The organism is Methylobacterium sp. C1 (assembly GCF_001854385.1).
GTDB classification, from domain to species: domain Bacteria; phylum Pseudomonadota; class Alphaproteobacteria; order Rhizobiales; family Beijerinckiaceae; genus Methylobacterium; species Methylobacterium radiotolerans.
This window is the reverse complement of sequence record NZ_CP017640.1, coordinates 5582543-5603005: the sequence shown is the minus strand read 5'-3', so window position 1 is coordinate 5603005 and position 20463 is coordinate 5582543. Positions and strand designations below refer to the sequence as shown.

Annotated in this window: 19 protein-coding genes; 9 read left to right on the top strand and 10 right to left on the bottom strand. The window is 72.5% G+C overall.

From position 1 onward, the window contains the following. Positions 1–5 precede the first annotated feature (5 nt). A complete protein-coding gene (locus BKE41_RS25835; RefSeq protein WP_043075268.1) occupies positions 6–362 on the top strand; it encodes a hypothetical protein in 357 nt (118 codons plus the stop codon). A gap of 22 nt (positions 363–384) precedes the next feature. Here the strand turns inward: BKE41_RS25835 and BKE41_RS25830 are convergent, their stop codons facing one another. Together BKE41_RS25830 and BKE41_RS25825 are read right to left on the bottom strand one after the other, a co-directional pair. Further along, on the bottom strand, positions 385–966 hold the full coding sequence (locus BKE41_RS25830) for a toll/interleukin-1 receptor domain-containing protein (protein WP_043075269.1): 582 nt from the start codon (positions 964–966) through the stop codon (positions 385–387). 219 nt (positions 967–1185) lie between these two features. Next, positions 1186–1938 (bottom strand): hypothetical protein, encoded by a 753-nt coding sequence (locus tag BKE41_RS25825; protein ID WP_043075270.1) that lies wholly within the window; start codon positions 1936–1938, stop codon positions 1186–1188. 515 nt (positions 1939–2453) lie between these two features. On the opposite strand from BKE41_RS25825, the gene BKE41_RS25820 reads away from it, so the two are divergent. The 7 genes from BKE41_RS25820 to BKE41_RS25790 all read left to right on the top strand — a co-directional run bounded on the left by BKE41_RS25820 (position 2454) and on the right by BKE41_RS25790 (position 12433). Next, positions 2454–3116 carry a hypothetical protein gene (locus tag BKE41_RS25820; protein ID WP_071000289.1) on the top strand — a complete coding sequence of 221 codons (663 nt, stop codon included), beginning with the start codon at positions 2454–2456 and terminating at the stop codon, positions 3114–3116. Positions 3117–4091: 975 nt separating this feature from the next. Further along, positions 4092–5078 carry a hypothetical protein gene (locus BKE41_RS25815; RefSeq protein WP_071000288.1) on the top strand — a complete coding sequence of 329 codons (987 nt, stop codon included), beginning with the start codon at positions 4092–4094 and terminating at the stop codon, positions 5076–5078. A gap of 150 nt (positions 5079–5228) precedes the next feature. Next, positions 5229–6014, top strand: a complete 786-nt coding sequence (locus BKE41_RS25810; protein WP_071000287.1) for a hypothetical protein — start codon at positions 5229–5231, stop codon at positions 6012–6014. A gap of 98 nt (positions 6015–6112) precedes the next feature. Beyond that, positions 6113–8215, top strand: a complete 2103-nt coding sequence (locus BKE41_RS25805; RefSeq protein ID WP_071000286.1) for a DDE-type integrase/transposase/recombinase — start codon at positions 6113–6115, stop codon at positions 8213–8215. Positions 8216–8226: 11 nt separating this feature from the next. Beyond that, a complete protein-coding gene (locus BKE41_RS25800) occupies positions 8227–9339 on the top strand; it encodes a TniB family NTP-binding protein (protein ID WP_083374423.1) in 1113 nt (370 codons plus the stop codon). Next, positions 9329–11248: a TniQ family protein gene (locus BKE41_RS25795; protein WP_071000285.1), complete on the top strand. Its 1920-nt coding sequence runs from the start codon at positions 9329–9331 to the stop codon at positions 11246–11248. Before BKE41_RS25800 ends, BKE41_RS25795 begins: the two co-directional genes overlap by 11 nt. 879 nt (positions 11249–12127) lie before the next feature. Continuing rightward, complete coding sequence (locus BKE41_RS25790) at positions 12128–12433, top strand: hypothetical protein (protein WP_024828423.1); 306 nt, start codon at positions 12128–12130, stop codon at positions 12431–12433. Positions 12434–12497: 64 nt separating this feature from the next. Here the strand turns inward: BKE41_RS25790 and BKE41_RS25785 are convergent, their stop codons facing one another. The 3 genes from BKE41_RS25785 to BKE41_RS25775 all read right to left on the bottom strand — a co-directional run bounded on the left by BKE41_RS25785 (position 12498) and on the right by BKE41_RS25775 (position 16636). Beyond that, positions 12498–13049, bottom strand: a complete 552-nt coding sequence (locus BKE41_RS25785; protein ID WP_043075177.1) for a PAS domain-containing protein — start codon at positions 13047–13049, stop codon at positions 12498–12500. Positions 13050–15021: 1972 nt separating this feature from the next. Beyond that, positions 15022–16353 carry an MFS transporter gene (locus BKE41_RS25780; protein ID WP_071000284.1) on the bottom strand — a complete coding sequence of 444 codons (1332 nt, stop codon included), beginning with the start codon at positions 16351–16353 and terminating at the stop codon, positions 15022–15024. A 10-nt stretch (positions 16354–16363) separates the two neighbouring features. Continuing rightward, positions 16364–16636, bottom strand: a complete 273-nt coding sequence (locus BKE41_RS25775; RefSeq protein WP_024828426.1) for a metal-sensing transcriptional repressor — start codon at positions 16634–16636, stop codon at positions 16364–16366. Between the two features lie 108 nt (positions 16637–16744). Here BKE41_RS25775 and BKE41_RS25770 point away from each other — a divergent pair, with 108 nt between their 5' ends. Beyond that, positions 16745–17044 carry a hypothetical protein gene (locus BKE41_RS25770; RefSeq protein ID WP_071000283.1) on the top strand — a complete coding sequence of 100 codons (300 nt, stop codon included), beginning with the start codon at positions 16745–16747 and terminating at the stop codon, positions 17042–17044. 849 nt (positions 17045–17893) lie between these two features. Here BKE41_RS25770 and BKE41_RS25765 read toward each other — a convergent pair. The 5 genes from BKE41_RS25765 to BKE41_RS25750 form a co-directional block, all read right to left on the bottom strand. Continuing rightward, the gene (locus BKE41_RS25765; RefSeq protein ID WP_127992114.1) at positions 17894–18193 is read right to left on the bottom strand and encodes a hypothetical protein; all 300 of its coding nucleotides are present in this window, start codon (positions 18191–18193) and stop codon (positions 17894–17896) included. A gap of 145 nt (positions 18194–18338) precedes the next feature. Beyond that, positions 18339–18629 (bottom strand): hypothetical protein, encoded by a 291-nt coding sequence (locus BKE41_RS25760; RefSeq protein ID WP_024828429.1) that lies wholly within the window; start codon positions 18627–18629, stop codon positions 18339–18341. Between the two features lie 100 nt (positions 18630–18729). Further along, positions 18730–18900, bottom strand: a complete 171-nt coding sequence (locus BKE41_RS31325) for a hypothetical protein (protein ID WP_159392781.1) — start codon at positions 18898–18900, stop codon at positions 18730–18732. A 15-nt stretch (positions 18901–18915) separates the two neighbouring features. After that, on the bottom strand, positions 18916–19857 hold the full coding sequence (locus BKE41_RS25755) for a cation diffusion facilitator family transporter (RefSeq protein ID WP_043075180.1): 942 nt from the start codon (positions 19855–19857) through the stop codon (positions 18916–18918). A 40-nt stretch (positions 19858–19897) separates the two neighbouring features. Next, on the bottom strand, positions 19898–20458 hold the full coding sequence (locus BKE41_RS25750; protein WP_089231486.1) for a threonyl-trna synthetase: 561 nt from the start codon (positions 20456–20458) through the stop codon (positions 19898–19900). Positions 20459–20463 lie beyond the last annotated feature (5 nt).

Sequence of the window (20463 nt, the reverse complement as noted above, 5' to 3'; positions counted from 1 at the left end):
ACCCCGTGACGCCTACGGAGATCAAGGCCAAGGTTCAGGACACCCACCGCCGGGCGATGTCGAACGCCTCCCTGCAGATGTCGCGCGACGGCGGCGTCCACCACCTGTTCCGCGACGTGAAGCTGTATGGCCGGGACGCCGGCGTCGACTTCGTCGAGACGAATATAGGCCAGATCGTCCAGGAAGCGGTGTCGATGGCCGAGTGCAAGCGGCCTTCCTTGGAGATCCCGGCCTACGGCTTCGGGAAGGCGGCCGTCGCAGGCATGGCTCAGGCGCTGGAGGACCTCACGGCCCTGAAGATCGAGGTCAAGGGGAACACACTTCAGCTGATCTGGGCGCAGCCGAACCCGGGCTACGTCTAGGCTACCTCCGCCGCGGGGCGGATCAGGTCTTGGTGCCCGCTTTGGAAGGCTTGCGTGCCACGTTCGCCCGGGCACGTGGCTTCTTCGCCTTCGGCGGCGCCGAACCCTTGGCGGCCGCCTTCGCCGTGGCCTTGGCGGCGGCCCGCTTCGGCTTGGCCGGCTGCGAAGCCGCCGCGATTTCCCGTCGGACGGCGGCCACTACGCGTCGAATGCCCTGAGCGACATTGAGATAGGCGGCATCCGCACTGCGCCAGCGGGTGACCTCCCGCCCGTCTTCCGGGAGCAGCTTGAAGCCTGCGGCCGGGGTCGACTTCCAGTCGCAGGGCCGGACGACGACGGCGACCACCCGCATTGTGCCGCGGGCACGCCGGTTCATGGCGCGCCTGTACTCGATCTTCCAGCAGTAGTGGCTCGCCAGGTAGTCGGGGCTCAGCAGGCCGACGAAGACGTGGGCGTTCCTGAGTGCCCGGGCGATGGCGGTATCGAGCTTGTCGCCCGCGTTCATGTCGCCGTCGAACCAAGTCGAGACGTTGTCGCCCTTCAAGGGGGCCAGATGCGTTTCGAGTTTCCTGCGCGCGTCGGCGTCCATGTGCGAGTAGGACACGAAGATCCTGACCTCGGACTTTTCCTTCCTGCCGGGCTGCCCGGACGGCCTCGTCGTGCGCGCCGGCGGCCGTGCCGCCTTGGGCCGGGGGACGGCCTTCCGTGTGGATAAGGAAGCGCGGGCGCGCATCGTTGCCCCCGTTTGGCTAGCGGCCAAGGTCGCGAGTCATGCTCCCTGGACCCGGTTTGTTCCCAAACCGGAAGGGTTTCGGTCGTCGGCCTAGGCGAGGTGGGGCAGATATCCCGGTCCTGGTTGGACCAAGCGCCTGTCGACGAGGATGGTCCGCCGGTTGGTGGCCCCGGGATCCGAGAGACGGGGGGTCAGCGAGATGATCGCGACCTTCCAGTCCGGGATACCGGGGATAGGGGCTTCCATCACGGCGACCAGCACGGTCACGCCTCTCCTTCGCAACTCGGACACCGATGCAAGGACATTCCCGCATAGATCCCGCCTGCGGTTGAACTCGCCGCCGCCTATGGAATGCGGCCCCATCACCCATGAAACCAGATCGATCCATTCCGTCAGGGCTTCGACGTCGGCGTCGTAGGCGGGCCCGAGTTCCGGACGATGGATCAAGAACGCCTGCGTGCCGGCGACCATCCGGACCTGCCGGTGCGTCAGAAAGGGCCGTACCGGAACCGCTTCGAGGTTACCCATTTCCTCGACGAACTCGGCGGCGGCCTGCTCGCGTGGAATGGGAATGCGGGCGGCCGTGAAGGCCCCCTTCTCATAGCCGAGCGCGAGGGCGACCCTGTCCAGGCTTTCAACGCCGACCGGCTCGGCGCGCTCGACGCGTTCGATCGTAGACAACGAGACACAGGCGAAATCGGCCAGGGTCTCCTTCTTCCACTGTCTCAGGCTTCGTCCCATCCGGGTCACCATCGCGACCAGCTCGATGGGCGGCACGGCAGGAACCCCCGGCGGCCGAGGCGGCATGGCTGCCAGGCGCTCGATGATTTCCTTGGACTTCATGACGTTCTCCTTCCGACAAGGGGAAGGTGACCCGGGACGCTCGTCCAAAGGAGATCGAAAAAACCTTCAGCGACGAACGCCGGTGACGGCTGATTCGGGCGCCGCCCACGCTCAAAGGCAGCGGGCCGTCATCAAGTGATGGCGGCCCGCTTTACTCTAGGCTGACCCGACGTGGAACTTAGATGTCCGAAAGCGGATCTTTGGATCGGCTATCAGGCGCGCGGCCCAGCCAGCGAAGTCCTGGAGTTGGCCGCCCATTAACCATCCGCTCAATCCGCGATCGCCAACGTCGGCCAGAACGGCTTTGCTGCCCCCCGACCCGGAACCGCCACAGGGCCTGCGCGGCCAGACGCGGATCGGCCCATGGCCGCGGCGCCTACGCATCGCGCCACCTTCGGAACCGGCTCGCTCACGGCGTCCCTGACCCCGTTTCCGCCCTGGCCATAGTCGGACCAGGCGCCTGGCCACGCGGGGGAATGCGGGTGCCGACCATCCCGCACCAGGAGTCACCAACTATGCCGGAGCCCACTCAGATCCCCCGAAGACCGCCGCTGCATCGCGATCGGCTGGAGGCATTCGAGCGCGTGAGGCGCGCTGTCGCGTCGGGAACGTCGACCTTCGCGATCGATCACGGCGAAAACCGGCGGACCTCGGATCGGGCCGCGGAGATCGTTCGCGCGCTGGAGTCCGACAAGACCGCGACCGTTCGGCGAGGCGGTGGCGCGGACGTGACGCGGGTGCTCGTGACGATGGCGGGACGCCGCCTCGCCGTGGCGCGGGATGCGGGCGGCGTCGCGCTGTTCCCCCTGGACGGACCCATGCGGGTCGTGGATCGGCCGCAGCGATGGGACGCGGACGTCGACCTGGCGCGACAGGATCGGCGCGGCCTCGTTCGCGCGATGGCCCCCGACGAATACGATGACGACACGCGTGCCGGCTCCGCCGTCACCGTCGTGCTCGACCCGGTGGTCGATTGGCCCACGCATCCCGTCTACGAGGCCCGCCGGCACAGCGCCGGCGACGCGATCCGTGTCTGGGAAGTCTTCACCCTGGACGGCGAGTCCCACGGCCTGCTGCTCATGATGGAAAACGGCTTCCACGGGGTCGAACCGTGCGGCGCGGTCAGCCCGGAAGTCAGCCCCGGCGCGGCCGCTTGGCAGATCGTCATGAACGGCTAGGGGCTCGGCCGGAGGCCCGGGCCGACGACGGGATCCGCCAGCCCACGGGGCCGGAGATGGCCGGCACGGAGGGCGTGTGGGAGTTCCCCTGGCGCGGCTCCGCCGCGACCTGAAGCGCCATCCCGCGGAGGATCCGTCCGTCGCCCGGGATGCCCGCGCCGCCGCGGAACCGGCCGGAGCACGGCTGCGCGGTCTGACGTCGGCGAAGGAGAGGCCGGGCCCGCGGACCGACCATGCCCCACGCATGGCTGGCCGACGCCCGCGGCTCCTGCTTCTTCACCGCCGCCGATGTCGACGCGGTCCGACCTGCGACGGGCAAGGCCCGGAATCGCCGCAGTGTGCGGGCGAGCCTCGCGGTGGCGGTCGATCAATCGATCGGGCGGCGCCGCTTCGACGGGCGGACCGTACGCGGGGCCGCCCGCTTCCGAAGGGTCGCGCAGCTTCGACCGAGCCGATCGGCGGGACGCCGGCGCGCTTCTCCCCGCGACCGGACGCGAACGAAGCCGGCCGCGCCGTTTGTCGATCTTTAGATAGTATTAACGATGTACAAAACGCCTTATCCACAGTCTTGCGGACCTTAGCGCATTTTCTCACTTGCATACATCCGCTCTCGCATGTATTACGACCGTGAGCGTCGCTGCGACACCCGTCCGCGCTCAACCCTCCCCCAAACATACATCCCTGCCCGACCGCGGGCATGGCGACCTGTCCTGGTCGCATTCTCCGGTCGGGGCCGCCCCGGTCAGCCGGATCCAGGCGGCACGTTCGCCCCGCCGGCGCCAGCCGTTCGACGCCGCGCGAGCCCGCCCGTCCCCGATGTGCCCCCGTCCGTCAGCGTCCCCCTTGGGCCGCGGCGGTACGACGACGACCCGCACGGGTCCGCCCGTGCAGCGGCGCCCGAAGCCGCCGGTCGGCGGCCGCCCCGTGCCCGCCCGGCATCCGCTCGTCCCGCAAGCCGCCAGGCAAGGAAGATCCATGCCCCCCCAGAACGACTTTCCCACCCGCCACGCCGCGCCCGCCCCCAGCGAGCGTCTCGCCGCCGAAGTCGAACGGCGACTCGTCTACGTCCGCGCGATGCGAGGCCTGGCCCGGCGGCCTGCGCTGACCAGGGTCGCCGCCGTCGTCGCGGAGGTCGCGGCGGAGGTCGGCGGCAAGCCGCCGGCCCCCCGGACCGTGGCCGCATGGTGCCGCCGGTACGAAAGCGCCGGCCGCGACCCTGCCGCTCTGATCCCGGTGCTGCGCAGCCGCGGGACGGCGACGCCCGTCAGGCCTGTCCGGATGGGCGACGGCGCACAGCTGCCGGACGTCATGGGGCCGGCGAGACCGGCGAAGCCCGGCACGACGCCTGATCACGGCGTCGTGTCGATGACGACGCCCGCGCGCACGGTCATCCCGGAACAGCGCCGCTCCCGCCAAGCCCCGCATCGACGCGCGGCCGAGCCGGCCGTCGATCCTGCGGATGCCCCGCGGCGCTTCGGCAGGATCGACGGCGCGCGACGCCCCGACCCCCGGCTTCCGGAGGGCGCGGTTCGCATGGACATCGTCCGCCTGCGGGACGCTTCGGGGGAAACGGCGGACCTGGCCCTCGCGTGGGACCGCGGCGGGCGCCCGTTCGGGGCCGCGCTCGGACGGTCCCTCGAAGCGGGCGAGTTCGTGCGCCTGCTCCATGGCGGCGTGTCCGCCGCGGGCGTCGAGGTGATCGGACTCGCGGCCCTCGCCCCCACCGCCGTCCTGGTCGACAACGCCCGCGAGTTCCATAGCGCGTCGTTCCGCGAGGCGGCGCACGCCCTCGGGGTCAGCATCCACTACGTGCCGACCGGCGCGTCTCAGCGGAATCCGTCCGAACGAGTCCTGCGCAAGGTCGCGGCGCACATGGGCATCTCCGGCATCCGCGGCCTCGCCGAACATCTTCGGCGGTGGCTCGGACCGGACGGCGAGAAGATCGCCGCGACCGCGGGCTGACCGCGCCGCAGTCCCGCCTGCGCCGACCGTCGGTCGGCGGGGCGCCGCCCGCCGCGCCCCGGATCGCATGCCGGGGCCTACCTCGCCCCGACGGAACGGCCGCGACCGCCCCCACCCTCGGGATCGCCGCCGCCGATCCAGGATCTTGCCATGACCGAGAGCAGACACGCCATGTGTGCCACCCCCTTCGCCGCCGAAACCCATGAGTTCGTCAGGGCGATCGCCGACGGATACCTGTTCCGGGAGCGGGCGACCGGGATCCATGTCGCCGTTTCCCCGGCGGGGATGGTCGCGTCCTGGTGCCGCAACGTCTCGGGCCACCGGACGGTCGCGGCCGCCCCCGACGGCGGGCGGCCCGGCCCGGCCGTCTCCGGGACACCCCCGGCTGTCCTCCCGCAGGGTCGGCCTCGGCCGCAGGAGGCGGCCGGCACCCTCGCGACCTGGCGCGGCGCGTTCGCCGCGGATCCGGCCGCCGCGGCGCCGCCCCCCGGCTATCGGCGCCTGCGGCGCCGCCTGGTGACCGGCCGCCGCGACACCTTCAGCGGCTTCCGGCCGTCGAGGAAGACGGGGCGGATGGTGGCCTACGAAAGCCTTCTCGAACGGACCGCCGCGATCCTGCTGGAGGAGGCGCGGGAGGTCTCCGACTACCTGGAGCAACCGGCCTCCGAGTCGTGGGACGACGCGGGGACGCCGCGCCGATACACCGCCGACTTCGGCGCGCTGACCGCGCTCGGGATCGCCTACGTCGAGGTCAAGCCGCGGCGCCTCGCCCGTCGGCCCGGGACGATGGCGCGTCACAGGGCCGTCCGCGAGGCCCTCCACGCCCGGGGGATCGGCTTCGTCGTCTGGACCGAGCGCGAGATGGCGCGGCCGGCACGGGCGATCGCCCTGCTGCTGTGCGCCGCCCGGCGCGCCGAGCGGGACCGGCGCGCCTGATCGCCCGTCCCGGCGGCGGGCCGTCCCGGCCGCCCGGACCGCACCCGTCGCCGTCGATCCCCTCCCGCGCCCACCGCCCAGCAAGTCGGCAGCGACCCATGATCGTGCCCTTCATCAACTTCCCCCTCGGCTCGTCGGTCAGGATCGAGGACGTCACGCATACGTACATGTCGCGCGAGCAGGCCGGCTGCGTGTTCCGGAGCGAGGTGGACGGGCGCACGGTGACGCACGGATCCAAGGAGATCGCGTCGCTCTACTTCTCCGGGAAGTTCGTGATCCCGAGGCAGCTGCACCCGGCCCTGCCGGCCGGCATCCGCGAGAACCTGCGGCGGAGCCTGTCCGAGTTCCCCGACCACAGGCAGGCGGAGGCCGAGCGCCGCCTGGACTACGTCATGACGATCGACGGGCTGGAGGAGCGCCGGAAGAACGGCGACGGAACGCTGTTCCGGCGCAACGCACGCCGGTACGCGTCCGTGGCCCGGGCGGTGGCGAGCCTCAGGCGGCGCCGGGCCGGCGTCCCGGGCCTCCTGCCCGACGCCGCGGCGCGGAAGCAGGCGAGGGCCGAGGCCACGCCGTCCGCCCCCACGCTGCGGGATTGGATGCGGCGCTGGGAGCGGTCCGGCCGCGAGCCCTCCGCCCTGGTGCGGCTCGACGATCGCAAGGGGCGCAAGCCCAGGGAGCTGGCGCCCGCCCTCGTCGACCTCATGGCCGAAGCCGTCAGGACCTTCTACCGCCAGGAGGAAGGGCCGACGATCCGCCTGCTCCACGAGTACGTGGCGGGGCGCGTCCAGCAGCACAACCGGGAGACCGGCGACAGGCTCACGCCGCTCACGGAGACGGCGCTCCACCGTTTCGTCACGGGGCGCTTCGGCGCCCGCGAGCTCGCCGAGGCCCGGCTCAAGCCGCGCAAGGCGGCGATGCGCTTCGACGCCAAGCGGCGCCGGGCCTCGCCAAAGAAGGCGTGCGAGGTCATCGAGATCGATCACGTCCTCCTGGACGTGACGGTCGTGCGCGACCGCGGCGGCGAACCGCTTGAGACCGAGGAGGGCTCCCATCGGCGAAAGCGCGGCATCGCCGGGCGGCCCTGGCTGACGCTCGCCATCTGCACGGCGACGCGATGCGTGGTGGGATGGTCGATCTCGCTGGATCCCCCCTCGTACGTGTCGGTGATGCTGTGCCTGCGCAGCATGCTCTCGGCGAAGGCAGACGTGAGCGTGAACGGGCGCGCGGTCGTGAATCCGGTCTTCGGGATGCCGAAGGTCCTGAGGCTCGACAACGGCAAGGAGTTCCACAGCCTCGCCCTGAAGGCCGCGGCGGCCAAGCTCGGCTTCGAGCTGCTCTACTGCCCGCGGCGGGCGCCCTGGGAGAAGGGGCGCGTCGAGCGCTTCTTCGGCGAGGTCCAGCGCAACTTCGCAACGATGCCCGGCCGAACGTTCGGAAGCCCGGAGCGGCGCGGCGACTACCGCCCGCACGACCGCGCCCGCATGACCATGGGCGAGATCAGGGTGCTGTTCGCGATCTGGGTGGCGGCCTACTACCATCAGAAGAACCACCGCGGGCTGTTCCACAGGACGCCGATGGAGGTCTGGCAGGAGATGTCGCCCCTCGGGGTGGACATGCCGCCCAGCGCGCGCGACGTCGTGGTGGCTACCGCCCTGCCGCTGCTGAAGCCGATCCAGGACACCGGCATCGAGTACCTCGAACTGCACTGGGACTGCGCCGAGCTGGAGCGCCTGCGGGAGCTCCACGGACGCAAGCGGAAGTGGCGGTGCGCGCTCGACCCGCTCGACCTGACGACGATGACCGTCTGGGACGACACGGTCGAGCCCAACGTGGAGATCCGGGCGACCTGCCAGGAGCCGGACCTGATCGAGGGCCTCGACCTCGACATGTGGAAGCGGCTCAGGAACCGGTCGAAGGAGCGTACGCCCGAATCCGAGCGGGTCCGTCGGGAGACGCTGGCGGACGCGCGCGTGGAGATGTTCGAGCGGGCCAGCCGGGACGACCGCGCCGGGAAGCCCCTGGGCAGGGGGAAGCAGAAGTTCGCCGACGCCGCCCGGCCGGCCCGTGCCGTCGCGGCCCTGCCGACGCCCGAGGCGGCCGAGGCACCGTCCGCCGCGGCGACGCATTCCCCCGCCGAGGCTGCCGGCGCGCCGGCCCGCCGCGGCTCCGTGGCCACCCGCTCGCAATACTACGACTGAGGACGACACCCATGACACACGCCATGACGCCCGACGCCCACGCCTCCCGCGAGCCGGTCCCCGGATCCGCGCCCCCCTCCGGCGCGGCCGCGCCCGGCGGCCCCGCGGGGGGCGGCAGGACGAACTGGGACGCGCCGCACAACGCCGCCCGGCTCGACGCCTTCGTCCTGGCCATGCGGGAACGCATCCACGTCCCCACCGTGGCGTACGGGGAGGCCCAGCGGGAGATGCGCCTGCTGCGCGACCGCGCGCGCCGGCGGGAGCGGGGCAACGTCCTGGTGATCGGCGGCGAGGCCGGGGCGGGCAAGAGCTGGGTCCTCGACCGCGAGCTGACGGCGGTCGACTTCCCCGACGTCAAGACGAGCTGGGCGGACCCCCTGCCGGTCCTGCGCCTGGACGCGCCCTCGCCCGGCCGCATGAAGGCGCTCCTGGTCAAGATGCTGTCGCAGGTGGCCGGGTACGAGGCGAGCGACCGGCCGTCCGAGCCGATGCTGATGCGGCAGTTCGTCAAGGTCGCGCAGGCGCGCGGGGTGCGGGTGGTCAAGATCGACGAGTTCCAGCACATCGTGAACCTGGCGCGCACGGACAGGCACGAGCGCACCGTGTCCGAGACCCTCAAGACGCTCCTGAACGAGACCGACATCCAGCTCGTGCTGGCGGGCGAGCCGTCCGTCATGACCTTCTTCGATCGCTGGAAGCAATTCGAGCGCCGCGGCGCGAAGCTGCCGATGACGCCGTTCGCCGGCGAGGCCGCCCGGGAGGAGTTCGCCGACTTCCTCAATCATTACGACGACCAACTCGTGGCCCTGCATTTCCGGGCAAGAAGCGGCTTCGCCGAGAAGGTCGACCGCTTCCGGCTGGCGACGGACGGCTATGTCGGCCTCGCGTCCAAGCTCATCCACCTCGCCGCGGAGATGTCGTTCAAGGCCGGTCACAACTGCGTCGACGACACCCTCGCCGTGGCCTACGAGCGCTGGCGTCGCCGCGGCGACGGCGCCAACCCGTTCCTCATGAAACCCGACGCGGTGTGCAGGGCGCTCCGGCGCCCGGCGACGCCGGCAGGGGGCGACCTGACCCGCCTGCGCGGGACCGGCGGCGTCCCGGAGCCGAGCTATGGCAAGTAGGCCCGAGCCGGCGGCCCGCCTGCCGCTGCACCTGGCGCCGGGCAGCGGCGAGCCGGCCTACGCCCTGCTCGAACGCCTCTCGCGGCGGTACGGGGCCGGGAGCCCGGCGGCGTTCGCGGCCGCCAACGGCCTGGACTGGAGGTCGGTCGTGGCGGGGCGCGACACGGACCGGGTCGCCGCGCTGGCCGGCGTCGACGCCGGCGCCCTGCGGGCCGCCACCTTCGTGGTCGAGGGCGCGACGGTCCGGCTCGGCGACGAGATCGTCGCGCGGGCCGATTGGTCGCCCCCGGCCCGGCGACGCTGCCGCGCGTGCGAGGCGGAGGACGCGGCACGGCTCGACGCGCCGCCCCCCCGGGCGTTCCGCCGGGCCTGGTGGGACGTCCGCTCCCTCCGGCGCTGCCCCCGGCACGGGACCGACCTCGCCGCGGCGGCGGCGGGGGACGCCGGCATGCCGGATCCCGCCACCACACCCTGCGAGGCCGGATTCCCCGGCGAGACCTACGTCCTCGGACGCCTCGGCTTCGGGGGACGGCGCCGGGTCCCGCTGCTCGACGCGCTGTCGCTGGCCGCCGCCATCCCCCTCGTCGAGCGCGTCGGCGCGATGCGCCTCCACGGACGCCGCGCGCGGAGCGACGCCAGGCTGGTGGACGCCGGCCCGCTGCTGTCCGCCGGCATGGCGGCGTTCGAGGGCGGCCCCTCGCCGTTCCGCTCTTTCCTCGACGGCTTGGTGGCGACGGCCCGGCCGGACCGCGACGAGTTGACCCCCGGCGTGGCCTACGGCCGGCTCTACGGCTGGCTCGTGCACGACGAGCGGGACCCGGCCTACGGGCCGGTCCGCGAGGCGCTCCGCGCGCACGCCATCGCGTCCCTGCCCCTTCAACCGGGCAGGGACCTGCTCGGCCGGCCCGTCACGGAGCCGGTCCTCGGGACGGTCGCCCGTCTCAGCAGGGTTACCGGCCTGGAGAAGGCGACCGTCGAGCGTCTGCTCGCGTCTCTCGGGGCGGTCCCGGCGCCGGGGCCGAGCCCGATACCGCTCTACGCCGCCGCGGACTGCGCCCGTCTGGCCGACCTCGCCGCCGCGACGTGCTGGTCGGCCGAGGCGCGGCGGGCGCTCGGCCTGACCAACGAAGGGATGGCCTCGGTCGTGTCCGCCGGCTGCCTGGTCCCTGTCCTGCCCCGGCACGGGCGCGAGGTCCGCGAGGACCGGTTCGACCGGGCCGCCGTGGAGCGGCTCGCCGTCGGGGTGTTCACGGGGGTGCCGCGCCTGCGCGACGTGCCCGCGGGCTGCGCCCCGCTGCCGGAGGCCGCGCGGCGCGGCATGTCGTCGATCGGCTCGATCGTGCGGGCGGTCCTGGACGGCCGCCTTGCCCCCCGGGGACGGGTGCGCGGCCGGGCCGGGCTCCCCGGCCTGGTCCTCCGGGTCGCCGACGTCGCGGCGCTGCAACGGGCGCCCAGCGACGACGTCCCCTGGACGGAGGTCGTGGCCCGGGTCGGCGACCGCGGGCTCGCGAGGTCCCTGGTCGCGTCGGGCCGGCTCGGGCTGCGCCGCGCGCCCTGCGGCTTCCGGAACCGGCACCGGCGCGAGGTGGCGCGCGCGGACTGGGCGCAGTTCCGGCAGGGCTTCGTGTCCGCCGGCGAGCTGGCGCGCGCCGAGGGGACGTCTGCGGCGGCGATGGCGCGGAGGCTGTCGCGGTCCGGGATCGGGCCGGCCTTCGGGTCCGGGTCGCCCGGCGGCCCGACGTTCTATCGCAGGGAGGACGTCGGAACCCTCCCGCGCGCGACGCCGGCCACACGGCGGAGACGGCCGCCGCGACCCGGGCCTGGAGTGGGCTCCCGACCGGTCGTGCGCCCGTCCGCCGGGGCCGTGGCCGACCGGTTGCCAGGAACCCGCCGCCGCGCAGCGCCATAGGGCGCCGCGGAACGGCGCGAGGCCCCGGCCCAGCGTCCGGCATCGATCCGAGCCCGCCGTCGGGGCCGCCGGCCGACCCCGGCGCCGTTCGACCGCGGCGCCGACGACCGGCAGCGTGGAAGCGGCTCAGCCGATGGTGTTCGCCGGAGGTTGCGGACTGTCATGGGCGCAGCGACGCGCGATCCGAGCCGTCGACCGGCCCGCGCCCGGATTCCCCCCGAGGAACCCGCAAAGCCTTGTCCGCGGGCCCCTCGCTCGACCGGACGCGGGTCGGTGGACAGGTTCGCCGAGCCCCGGGGGCTCATGGCGGATCGTCGACGGCTCGCTGGCGGTGACATCGGCATTCCACCGTCGACCCCTCGTTCAGGGTGTCCGTCCTTGAACCGAAGGGACCTCTCGCTGACCGTCGCAGCCGCAGCCGGCTCGGGCCTGCCGAGGCGGATGCGCACGCATCGGAGAGCTGCCAGGCCGTTCGGACGTCGGGCACGCAGGCGGCCGCTCCAGATGGGGCCGGGGCCCCGAACGTTGCGGCACTCCCCACCCATCGACGCGACGCAGGATGTGGACGTGCCGCCAAGCCGAACGACCGGGCCATGCCACAGACGCACGCTGGGATTGTTGCGCTGCACGAAACTCCATCCGGCGTGGTGCGGTTTGAGAACCTTGTCGGGGCGGCAGGCTTCGGCCATCGCCCGTAGGTCCCCACCGCACATGACGACCGAGCCGAAGTCGAGGTGGCGCCCCACCACTAAACGCCCGACCGGTGGATGCGCGACCAGCACTGGCGTCGCCGAAACGCCGACCGCTCATGGAGCGGACCGAACAGCTCTCGGCCCCGCGTCCCATGCCTCCGTTCGGCGCCGACCAGCGGACGGGGCGGTGGGCTACAGGACCGGCGCCGATCGCCTGCAAGCCATCGCGGATCGGCTGCGCGTCCCGGTCGCGACCTTCTTCGTCGGAACGGTCGGCTCGATCGAGGGCGTATCGCCGGTCCTCGACCTGCTGCGCCATCCGGAGACGGCAAGGCTCGTCAGGGCGTTCGCGGCGATCTCCGACCCGGTGACGCGCCATCGCGTGCTGTCCGCCGTCGAGGCCGCTGCGGCGGGCGCCGAGGCGCCGGATGAGCCGCCGTCCGGGCCGGCGACCGAGGCCGCATGCGACGGTTCGCAGGAGGGCCAGGGGTAGCGGTGGGTCTTCGTGTCCGGTGACCGCATCCAGTCCGCCGCGACGCGGGTTCTGTCCTGGTCGGTCAGTTCAGCGACCGGCCTTGCATCCGCATCCGGGCGGCAAGGGCAAGGCCAACTTCAAGTAGGGCGATCCGCGCGCCCGGCAGCGCTGCCTTCGCCCCGTCGTCCTCCTCGATCAGCGAATGGGTGATGATCAAGTGATCGGCGATAAGGTCGAGGGTGTCGATCGGCATGGTCGCCGGGTGGGGTGGGGGCGGCACGAACCGACCGACGTTGCCATAGGCCGCGATCGTATCGGTGGCCCCCCCGGCCAGTTCGGTGATCGAGCCGAGATAGCCGATGAACGCGCCGTTCTCGATGCCGAACGAGGGCACGCCACCCGCCCCAACCCAGCGCGGGGTATCGTCGGGCTTGAGCAGGCGATACCGGATGCTGAACTCCGCCCCGCTCGCGAGGGCCTCATCGAGAATGCCGGTGGCGGTGCCGCGGTCGTCCGGGTGAACGCGTAGGACCCACCCCCGATCGAGGGCCTCCGTGCTTGGCTGGCCGGTGAGTGCCTCCCACTCAGGGCAGGCGTAGACGCATCGCCCGCGAGCGTCGGTCACGAAGATCATCGTCGCATGGTCCGGCCGTGCTCCCCGCGCGCGATGAACGGACGCGAGCGGTTCTCGACCCCAGGGCGACGCCACGAGCGGTCGGTCCTGACGAATGCTGCGGCTGTGGCACGGACTGCGGACCGACGCGGGCCGCGCGGTCGCCCTCGACGCCCACCGCGAGGTCGCGGACCGGGAAGGCGGCCGAACGGTGAAACCTACCGATCCTACATCGGGACCGCGCAGTCGGGCAGGGCCATCGCCGCCAGGGGAGGCACCGGTAACCTTGGCCTCGCGATCGCGGTTCGGGACTCCCTGAGGTTGGATGGGGGCGATGCACTTCCGGATGCGCCGGTTGAGAAACGAGGCGACCGAGATGGGCTTCCTGGTCCTGGCCTACGGTCCGGAGCGGGTGATGGCGGTCCTTGGCACCGGTCCCCGTCCACGCCGCCCTCCGCGTGTGAGCGCACGCGGCACCGCGCGCGCTGTCACAACTTCGCACCGACACACCGAAACCCGTTTCCACCCGGCCCCCACGCCGAGAAGGACAGCCGCTTATGAGGGGAGCTGCCAGCGCTCTCGGCGGCTCGGTTGGGTCGGAAGCGGGCAGGCCGCCTTTCCCGGGTCGTGGACGCCGACCGGAATCCGGGGGTGATCACACCGGCCTCGGCTACGATCATTGCGCTGCCTGCGAGTGGATGGGGAAGCGCCAGCCGGCGCGAAGGCGAGAATGACCAAGCAGTCGATGATCGGGTTGATCCGCCGACGTTGGACGTCGGAACGACCCTTCGAAGGCCATACGACCGATAGCCTGAACCGCAAGATCGCAAATCCCGCCACACGAAACGACGTTCGAGAGTAGGCCCGGCGTGAGCTGCAGATCCGGCGACAGCTGGAACCCCTCACCTGAGGCTTCTGGCGTGCGATCGCTTCCGAGCAATTCTGATCTGGCGGCTCACCCATCCTCCCAGATCGGGCATACGCGGAACGTTCCCTTTCCGGCCAGGAACCGGGGTCCCTTGAAGTCCGGCCCTGCCTTCGGCGGCGGTCGCCGTGTCCGTGAAAGCGCGCTGCCGCAGCGACACCGGCGCCGCGGCGACCTCGGCGGCGAGGGCCGCACGAGGTTCGGGCGGCGGCGGGACCGGCGTGATGTCGCCGAAGCCGCTCCGGTCATGCTCGTCTGGGACCGGGATCGCGCGCGTCCGCCGCATGATCTGAGGCCACCGATGAGCCGTGTTGAGGATGCCGCGCGCGGTTTCTTGGCACAAGGCAACGGATCGCCGCCGCTGCGGCGCGGCCCATTCCCGGCGCGCGGAAACACGGCATCTGAAACGTCCCGTCGTCGCGGCCCCGGGGCGGGATCCCGTGGACGGACGCATCGTCGTCCCCCCGCTGGTCGTGGACGCTCAAGTCCTTCGCGGGCGAGACTTCGATGCGCGTCATGGGGTTGGATGGCCACTCGGGGGACGTGCCGCCCCTTTCCTGGGACGCCACGCGCGGCTCGGCTCGTCAGGCGACCGAGGGGAATGCGGTCCGAGCCGATCCACGCCGGACCTTCAGCATCTCGTGGGGAGCGGCGAAGCGCCCGACACCCGGGGCCGTGGCCCGGGCCACCGCGCACCCGGCCAAGGCCGGGCGGCACCCGATGGCCGAGTCGGAGTGTGGCTCGGTGGCTTGACCGAACGACGGTCCCGGACGCCACGACGCCGCCAGGCCGCAACGGCGGCGCGCTTCCGGCGCGCTTCGGGATGCGAGGACGGAACAGTTGGCCGCCCGCCCATCGGTCCCGCGCAGCACCGCCCGGCCCGCGCAGGGCGGCTGCCGGCCTGGCCACCGGGATGCGCAGCCGTTGCGGCAGACCGCGGTCAGACGCAGATGTCGGGGACGAGCAAGCCTCCCCGCAGCCGGCGGCCCGCCCGGTGGACGGCATGGGGCGCACGGCTTGGGACCGGCGCCCTGGCGTTCCGCCGGCAGCGCCCGGTGCGTGCCGGCCTCAGCCCGGCCTAGCCGTCGGCCACCGGGGATGCAGGTCGTCGATGACGAAGGCGTGGACGTGCCGGCCCCGGCCGGCGCCCGCAAGGTGGGGGTGGTCGGGCGAGAGGTCGGGATGCGCGTGCTCGACGACGTCCGGATCCGAGGCGGGCCACAGCACGGCCGCCGCCGCGACGGCCGCCAGGGTGAGCGCAGCCAGGACCGCGAGCGTGACCGGCAGGCCGGCCTCTGCGCCGAGCCACCCCGCGAGCGGATAGGTGATGAGCCAAGCGACGTGAGACAGGGCGAACTGCGCCGCGAACACCGCGGGCCGATCCTCGGGCGTGGCCGAGCGCCGGAGCAGCCGCCCGGTCGGGGTCTGGGCGGCGGAGTAGCCAGCCCCGAGCACGAGCCAGGTCGTGAGGAGCATCGGCCAGCCGATCACGCCTCCCCAGGTCGTCGCGGCGAAGGCGAGCAGCCCGACGCCGAGGAGACCCGCCGCAAGCAGCATCACGGTCCGGTCCGGCAGCCGGTCGAGCGCCCGCGGCAGGAGCAGGGCCGCAACCATCGAGCCACCGCCGAACAACCCGAGCGCCACGGCGACGTCGTTCTGGGGCCGGTGCAGGATGGCTTGCGCGATCACGACTGTGTTGACGATGACCATCGAGCCGGCCGCCGACACCGCGAGGTTCAGGGCCAGCAACCCGCGCAGGCGGGGCGTGGCGAGGTAGATGCGCAGACCCCTCGTGGTCCGGTCATAGATCCCGCGGCGCTCGGTCGACTTCGGGCTCGGCAGGCTGACTGAGACGACGAGCGCCGCCGAGCACAGGAAGCCCACCACGGTCCCTTCGAACAGCCAGTGGAAGTCGATGACGGTCAGCAGGACCGCAGCGAGCGCCGGGCTGAGCAGGTTCTCCAGGTCGTAGGCCAGCCGTGAGAGGGAGAGCGCCCGGGTGTAGTCGCGCTCTTCCGGAAGGATGTCCGGGATGGTCGCCTGGAAGGTCGGGGTGAAGGCGGCCGAGCAGGACTGAAGCACGAAGACGAGGACGTAGACCTGCCAGACCTGGCCGACGAACGGCAGGATCAGGGCGACGGCGGCGCGGACGAGGTCGGTCGAAACCAGGAAGGCGCGACGCGGCAACCGCCCGGTGAATGCGTTCGCCACGGGCGCCACCAGCACGTAGGCGACCATCTTGATGGCGAGCGCCATGCCGAGCACCGCGCCGGCCTCCGGGCCTGCGAGGCGATAGGCCAGCAGCCCGAGTGCGACCGTCAGCAGGCCGGTGCCGATCAGGGCGATGACCTGCGCGGCGTAGAGGTGCCGGTAGGTACGGTCGGCGAGGACGCTCAGCATCGGGCGAGCCTCACAGGTACTTCGCCAGCGCCTTGAACTCGGCGAGCGCGGCCTTGGCTGTCGTGCCGCCGTCCCCGACCCCGTCGCCGATGCAGTGTTCCATGTGGTCCTCGATGAGGACGCGCTTGGCGCTGGCGATGGCGCTTTCGACCGCGTGGAGCTGCTGCGCGAGGTCCACGCAGGCGCGGCCCTCCTCGATCATGGCGATGACGCCGGCGAGGTGGCCGTTGGCGCGCCTCAGGCGCTTGACGATGTCCGGGTGGGAGGCGTGCGCACGTTCCATGTCGACGTGCTATCCCCCCGGATAGGATATGAGAAGGGAAATCGACGTTCCGGCGTCGGCTGGCTCGCTCCGAGAGAGGGGGGTCGGGTGTCCTCGTGGCGGCGTCTCATGGCGGCGGCCCTCGCATTCGCGCCGATGGCCGTCCTGGTCATGCCGACGATGGTCGATGGTCGTCGTGGGGCTACGACGCCTGTCGTGCACGCGTTCGCCGACCACGACCATGGCGCGGGCCGGCATGCCGAGGACGACTTGGCCGACCACGCCCAATCCCGCGCGCAGGACGCGATGCCCGTTCTCGCTCCGGCCGCCGGGGGCGCCGCCTGGACGGCCACGACGTTCCCGGTCGGCGACCGGCCCGTGCATGCCGCTGGCAGGGTCCGGGAGCCGTTCGAGCCACTGAGGGCGTGAGGAAGCCTGTCCGGTACCTGCACTCGAACGGCGGCACCGCGCGCCCACGCCTGCGGCCGACCGCCCATGGCATCGACATGTTCAGGCGTCCCCTCCCCGCGCCGCTGACCATCGCCGACGGCTTCCTGATCGCGACGTGGCGGCTCGGGGCGCAGGATGCCGGCCGCGCCCATCACGGCGAAGACGACCGGCGAGGTCGCCAGGCTGCGCATGGGCCGCGGCGACCGGATGGCGAAGGGCGAGGTCGTCACCCCGCTCGACGGCCGCGAGATCACCGAATCGAAGGGCGAGCACCCCGTCGCCAGGGTGTCCGCCGCCCCCCGGAGGCCGGTGTTCGAGCGCGACAAGGTCCTCTGTGCCAAGCGCATCATGTCCGAGCGGCAGTACCTGCGCTCGCAGGCGAGCTACCCGACCTCAAGGTCAGGGAGGACGCCGCCCGGCGCAAGCTCATCTTCCCGGGCCCGGGCACGGCCGAGATCGACGCCTGTCGAACCAGCCGGAGGCACAGTGCGAGCGTCAGGAGATCCGCTCACACATCGCGGGCAAGATCGTCGAGCGCCGCGTCGACCCTGGGGCCGCGGTCGGGCGGGACAACCTGGAGATCGAACTCTACTCGGTCGTCGACCTGTCGAAGGTCCGTGTCGGCCCCGCGGTGCGCGCAGGCGGCATGCCCCTGGTCGGCGAGCGTCCGGCGGTCACGGTCCGCGGCGAGGCGGCGAGGCGGCGAGCGGGCGCAACGTCTTCAACGTCGCCGCTCGGTTCTGGGATGTCGTTCCGAAGCCGGCCGGCCGGGGCTGGTGCGAGCTGTCGCCCGCGATGCCGGTCCGCCGCGGCCCCGAACAGGAGTCGTCATTGGCCCGGCCCGCCAGGGGGCGCCAACGCCAGGGCGCGCGCGAGGGCCAGGACCTCCTGGCGGTCCGCCCGGTGGCGCAGGCCCTGCCACGCCTGCAACATCGCGGCCGTCTCGGCGTGCTCTGCCAGCGCCGCCGAGCCATCGCGGAAGGCCGCCTCGGGGACGCCGAGCGCTGCGGCCACGCCCGCCAGGAGCACGGCCGTGGCGGGCCGGGCCGGCCGCGCGGGCTCCCCGGGCCCACCATCGACGCGGCTGCCGGAACGGCGCCGCCGAGAACGTCGGTCCCTCGAACCCATCGATATCCTCATGGCACTTCCGAGGGCCGTCCCCCCGAGACATCCCCCGATCGGACCGAGGTCCGCCCGGCGGGGCGGGAAGGCGGTCGCGCGGCGATCTTCGCCGTTCCGGGAGCCGCGGGCCGGCCGCACCGGGCCCCCGGCGTCAGGGATCCTTTCGGTCGAAGGTCCGGCGCAGGTCCCGCGCGAACGCCTTCGCGAGCTCCGGCGCCTCGGCCACCACCTCCTCGTAGAACCTCGTCCCGACCGGGCTCTCCTGGGTGTAGTCGGGGGGCAGGTCGCCGATCGTGCTGGCGATCTCGCGGAAGACCACTTCCCGCTCGTGAGGCGGCAATTTTTGCATGACGAGATGCATCATCGCTATCGTGGATGTCCGCAATACCGCGATCATCGCCGTGGTGGTCACCGCGAAGTGATGCGTCTGCTCGCTGTTCATGATCTATCGCCTCGCATCGCCCCCGAAACCTCCCGTGCGCCCGCGCGCGATTGACAAAGGCCGGCCTCGCCGGAGCACATCCCGATCCACGACGGGCACCTCAATGAAACCTGCCCTTCATGGCCATGATCAGAAGCAGCGCGACAGCGATCCCCATCGAGTAGACCACCATCGCCCGGTTGGCGGCCTTGCGGACGTAGGGCCTGACGCGTCGCCTGCCGCGTGGCCTCGACGTCCAGTCGGGTTGGAGCCGCTCCGATTTCTTGCTCATGTCCGACGCCCCCGGTCACACCGGCAGGTGCGCGCCCTCGGCCGCGAGCGCCTCGTCCTCGACCTGGACCGTGACGTGCTCGATGCCGTGCCGCTCCTTCATCAGCCCGCGGACGGCCCGGATGACGGCGGGACCGCCGGCGGGGTCGTCGACCACCACGTGGCCGCTCATCGCGTCGAACCCGGAGGTGAGCGTCCACGCGTGCAGGTCGTAGGCGCGCCGGACGCCCGGCATCGCCTCGATCTCGGCCTTCAGGGCCGCGAGGTCGACGCCCGGGGGCGTCCCCTCCAGCAGGATGTGCAGGGCCTCGCTCAGCAGGCGCCACGTCCGCGGGACGATGAACAGCCCGATGCCGGCCCCGACCAGCGGGTCCACCCAGCGAACGCCGGTCCACATCACCACGAGCGCCGCGACGATGACGCCGAGCGAGCCCAGCATGTCGGAGAAGACCTCGAAGTAGGCACCCTTGACGTTGAGGCTCTCGGACGATCCGCCCGACAGAAGTCGCATGCTGGCGAGGTTGACGCCGAGGCCGACGAGCGCCACCAGCATCATCGGCCAGCCGAGGATCTCGGTCGGCTCGACGAAGCGGCGGTAGGCCTCGAAGAGGATGTAGACGGTCACCCCGAGCAGCACGACGGCGTTCGCGAGCGCCGCCAGGATCTCGAAGCGCATGTAGCCGAAGCTCTTGCCCGGCGTCGGGGCCTTGCCCGCGTAGTGGATGGCGAGCAGCGACAGGGCGAGACCGCCCGCGTCGGTGACCATGTGCGCGGCGTCCGCGAGCAACGCCAGGCTGCCGGTGAGCAGGCCGCCCACCACCTCGGCGAACATGTACGTGAGGGTCAGCGCCAATGCCCAGGCGAGGCGCCCCTTGTTCCGGGCGGCCGCCGAGCCGGAGGGGATGCCACCGCCGTGCGAGTGCCCATGGCCGCCGCCGTGCGCGTGTCCGTGTCCCATGCCTACCTTCCGGATGTGCTGCGTTGCGAGGGGGGCGGCCTCACGGACCGTCCGTCCCGATGAGGTCGGCGACGTGCGCGCCGGCCGGATGCCCGGTCGCGGCGCGATGGGCCTGCGAGCAGGCCGCGTAGCCCGGGCCGAAGGCGGCCATCACGAGCTGGCGCCGCCCGTCGGCGGTCCCGCGGCTGGCAAGGAGCGCACGGCCGCCGGGCCAGACCTCGGAACCTGCCGACGGGCCGGGCCCGGGCTCGCCGTAGCGGCGCACGCCCTCGTCGTGGATGGTCCTGCGCGAACGCTCCAGCGCCTCCCCGGACAGGGGCACGCCGACCCAGACCATCTCCTGGAGTCCCTCGTCCCGGCAGACCACCAGGACCACCTCCGCGGTCTCCGATCCGGTGGCCGGCCCCCACCCGCTGGGATAGTAAAGGCCGGTCAGGTTCGCCTCGCGGTCGACCTTGAGCGGCCGCGGCACGGTGGCGACCGGGCCCCAGGCGAGACCGAACGGGGCCTCGCGGCCGGGGGCCTCCTCCGCCCGCGCCGCGTGCGACAGGTTCAGGACGCACAGCGCGGTGGCCGTCGCGAGTCCGGCGATTTCCCGCATCGCGC

Excerpts from the sequence above, each read along its gene's own strand:
- BKE41_RS25755 (WP_043075180.1), bottom strand. The coding sequence starts at position 19,857 with ATGGGACACGGACACGCGCACGGCGGCGGCCATGGGCACTCGCACGGC.
- BKE41_RS25765 (WP_127992114.1), bottom strand. The coding sequence starts at position 18,193 with ATGGGTTCGAGGGACCGACGTTCTCGGCGGCGCCGTTCCGGCAGCCGC.
- BKE41_RS25775 (WP_024828426.1), bottom strand. The coding sequence starts at position 16,636 with ATGGAACGTGCGCACGCCTCCCACCCGGACATCGTCAAGCGCCTGAGG.
- BKE41_RS25795 (WP_071000285.1), top strand. The coding sequence starts at position 9,329 with ATGGCAAGTAGGCCCGAGCCGGCGGCCCGCCTGCCGCTGCACCTGGCG.
- BKE41_RS25780 (WP_071000284.1), bottom strand. The coding sequence starts at position 16,353 with ATGCTGAGCGTCCTCGCCGACCGTACCTACCGGCACCTCTACGCCGCG.
- BKE41_RS31325 (WP_159392781.1), bottom strand. The coding sequence starts at position 18,900 with ATGAGCAAGAAATCGGAGCGGCTCCAACCCGACTGGACGTCGAGGCCA.
- BKE41_RS25770 (WP_071000283.1), top strand. The coding sequence starts at position 16,745 with ATGGCGGCGGCCCTCGCATTCGCGCCGATGGCCGTCCTGGTCATGCCG.
- BKE41_RS25815 (WP_071000288.1), top strand. The coding sequence starts at position 4,092 with ATGCCCCCCCAGAACGACTTTCCCACCCGCCACGCCGCGCCCGCCCCC.
- BKE41_RS25805 (WP_071000286.1), top strand. The coding sequence starts at position 6,113 with ATGATCGTGCCCTTCATCAACTTCCCCCTCGGCTCGTCGGTCAGGATC.
- BKE41_RS25820 (WP_071000289.1), top strand. The coding sequence starts at position 2,454 with ATGCCGGAGCCCACTCAGATCCCCCGAAGACCGCCGCTGCATCGCGAT.
- BKE41_RS25785 (WP_043075177.1), bottom strand. The coding sequence starts at position 13,049 with ATGATCTTCGTGACCGACGCTCGCGGGCGATGCGTCTACGCCTGCCCT.
- BKE41_RS25760 (WP_024828429.1), bottom strand. The coding sequence starts at position 18,629 with ATGAACAGCGAGCAGACGCATCACTTCGCGGTGACCACCACGGCGATG.
- BKE41_RS25810 (WP_071000287.1), top strand. The coding sequence starts at position 5,229 with ATGACCGAGAGCAGACACGCCATGTGTGCCACCCCCTTCGCCGCCGAA.
- BKE41_RS25825 (WP_043075270.1), bottom strand. The coding sequence starts at position 1,938 with ATGAAGTCCAAGGAAATCATCGAGCGCCTGGCAGCCATGCCGCCTCGG.
- BKE41_RS25800 (WP_083374423.1), top strand. The coding sequence starts at position 8,227 with ATGACACACGCCATGACGCCCGACGCCCACGCCTCCCGCGAGCCGGTC.
- BKE41_RS25750 (WP_089231486.1), bottom strand. The coding sequence starts at position 20,458 with ATGCGGGAAATCGCCGGACTCGCGACGGCCACCGCGCTGTGCGTCCTG.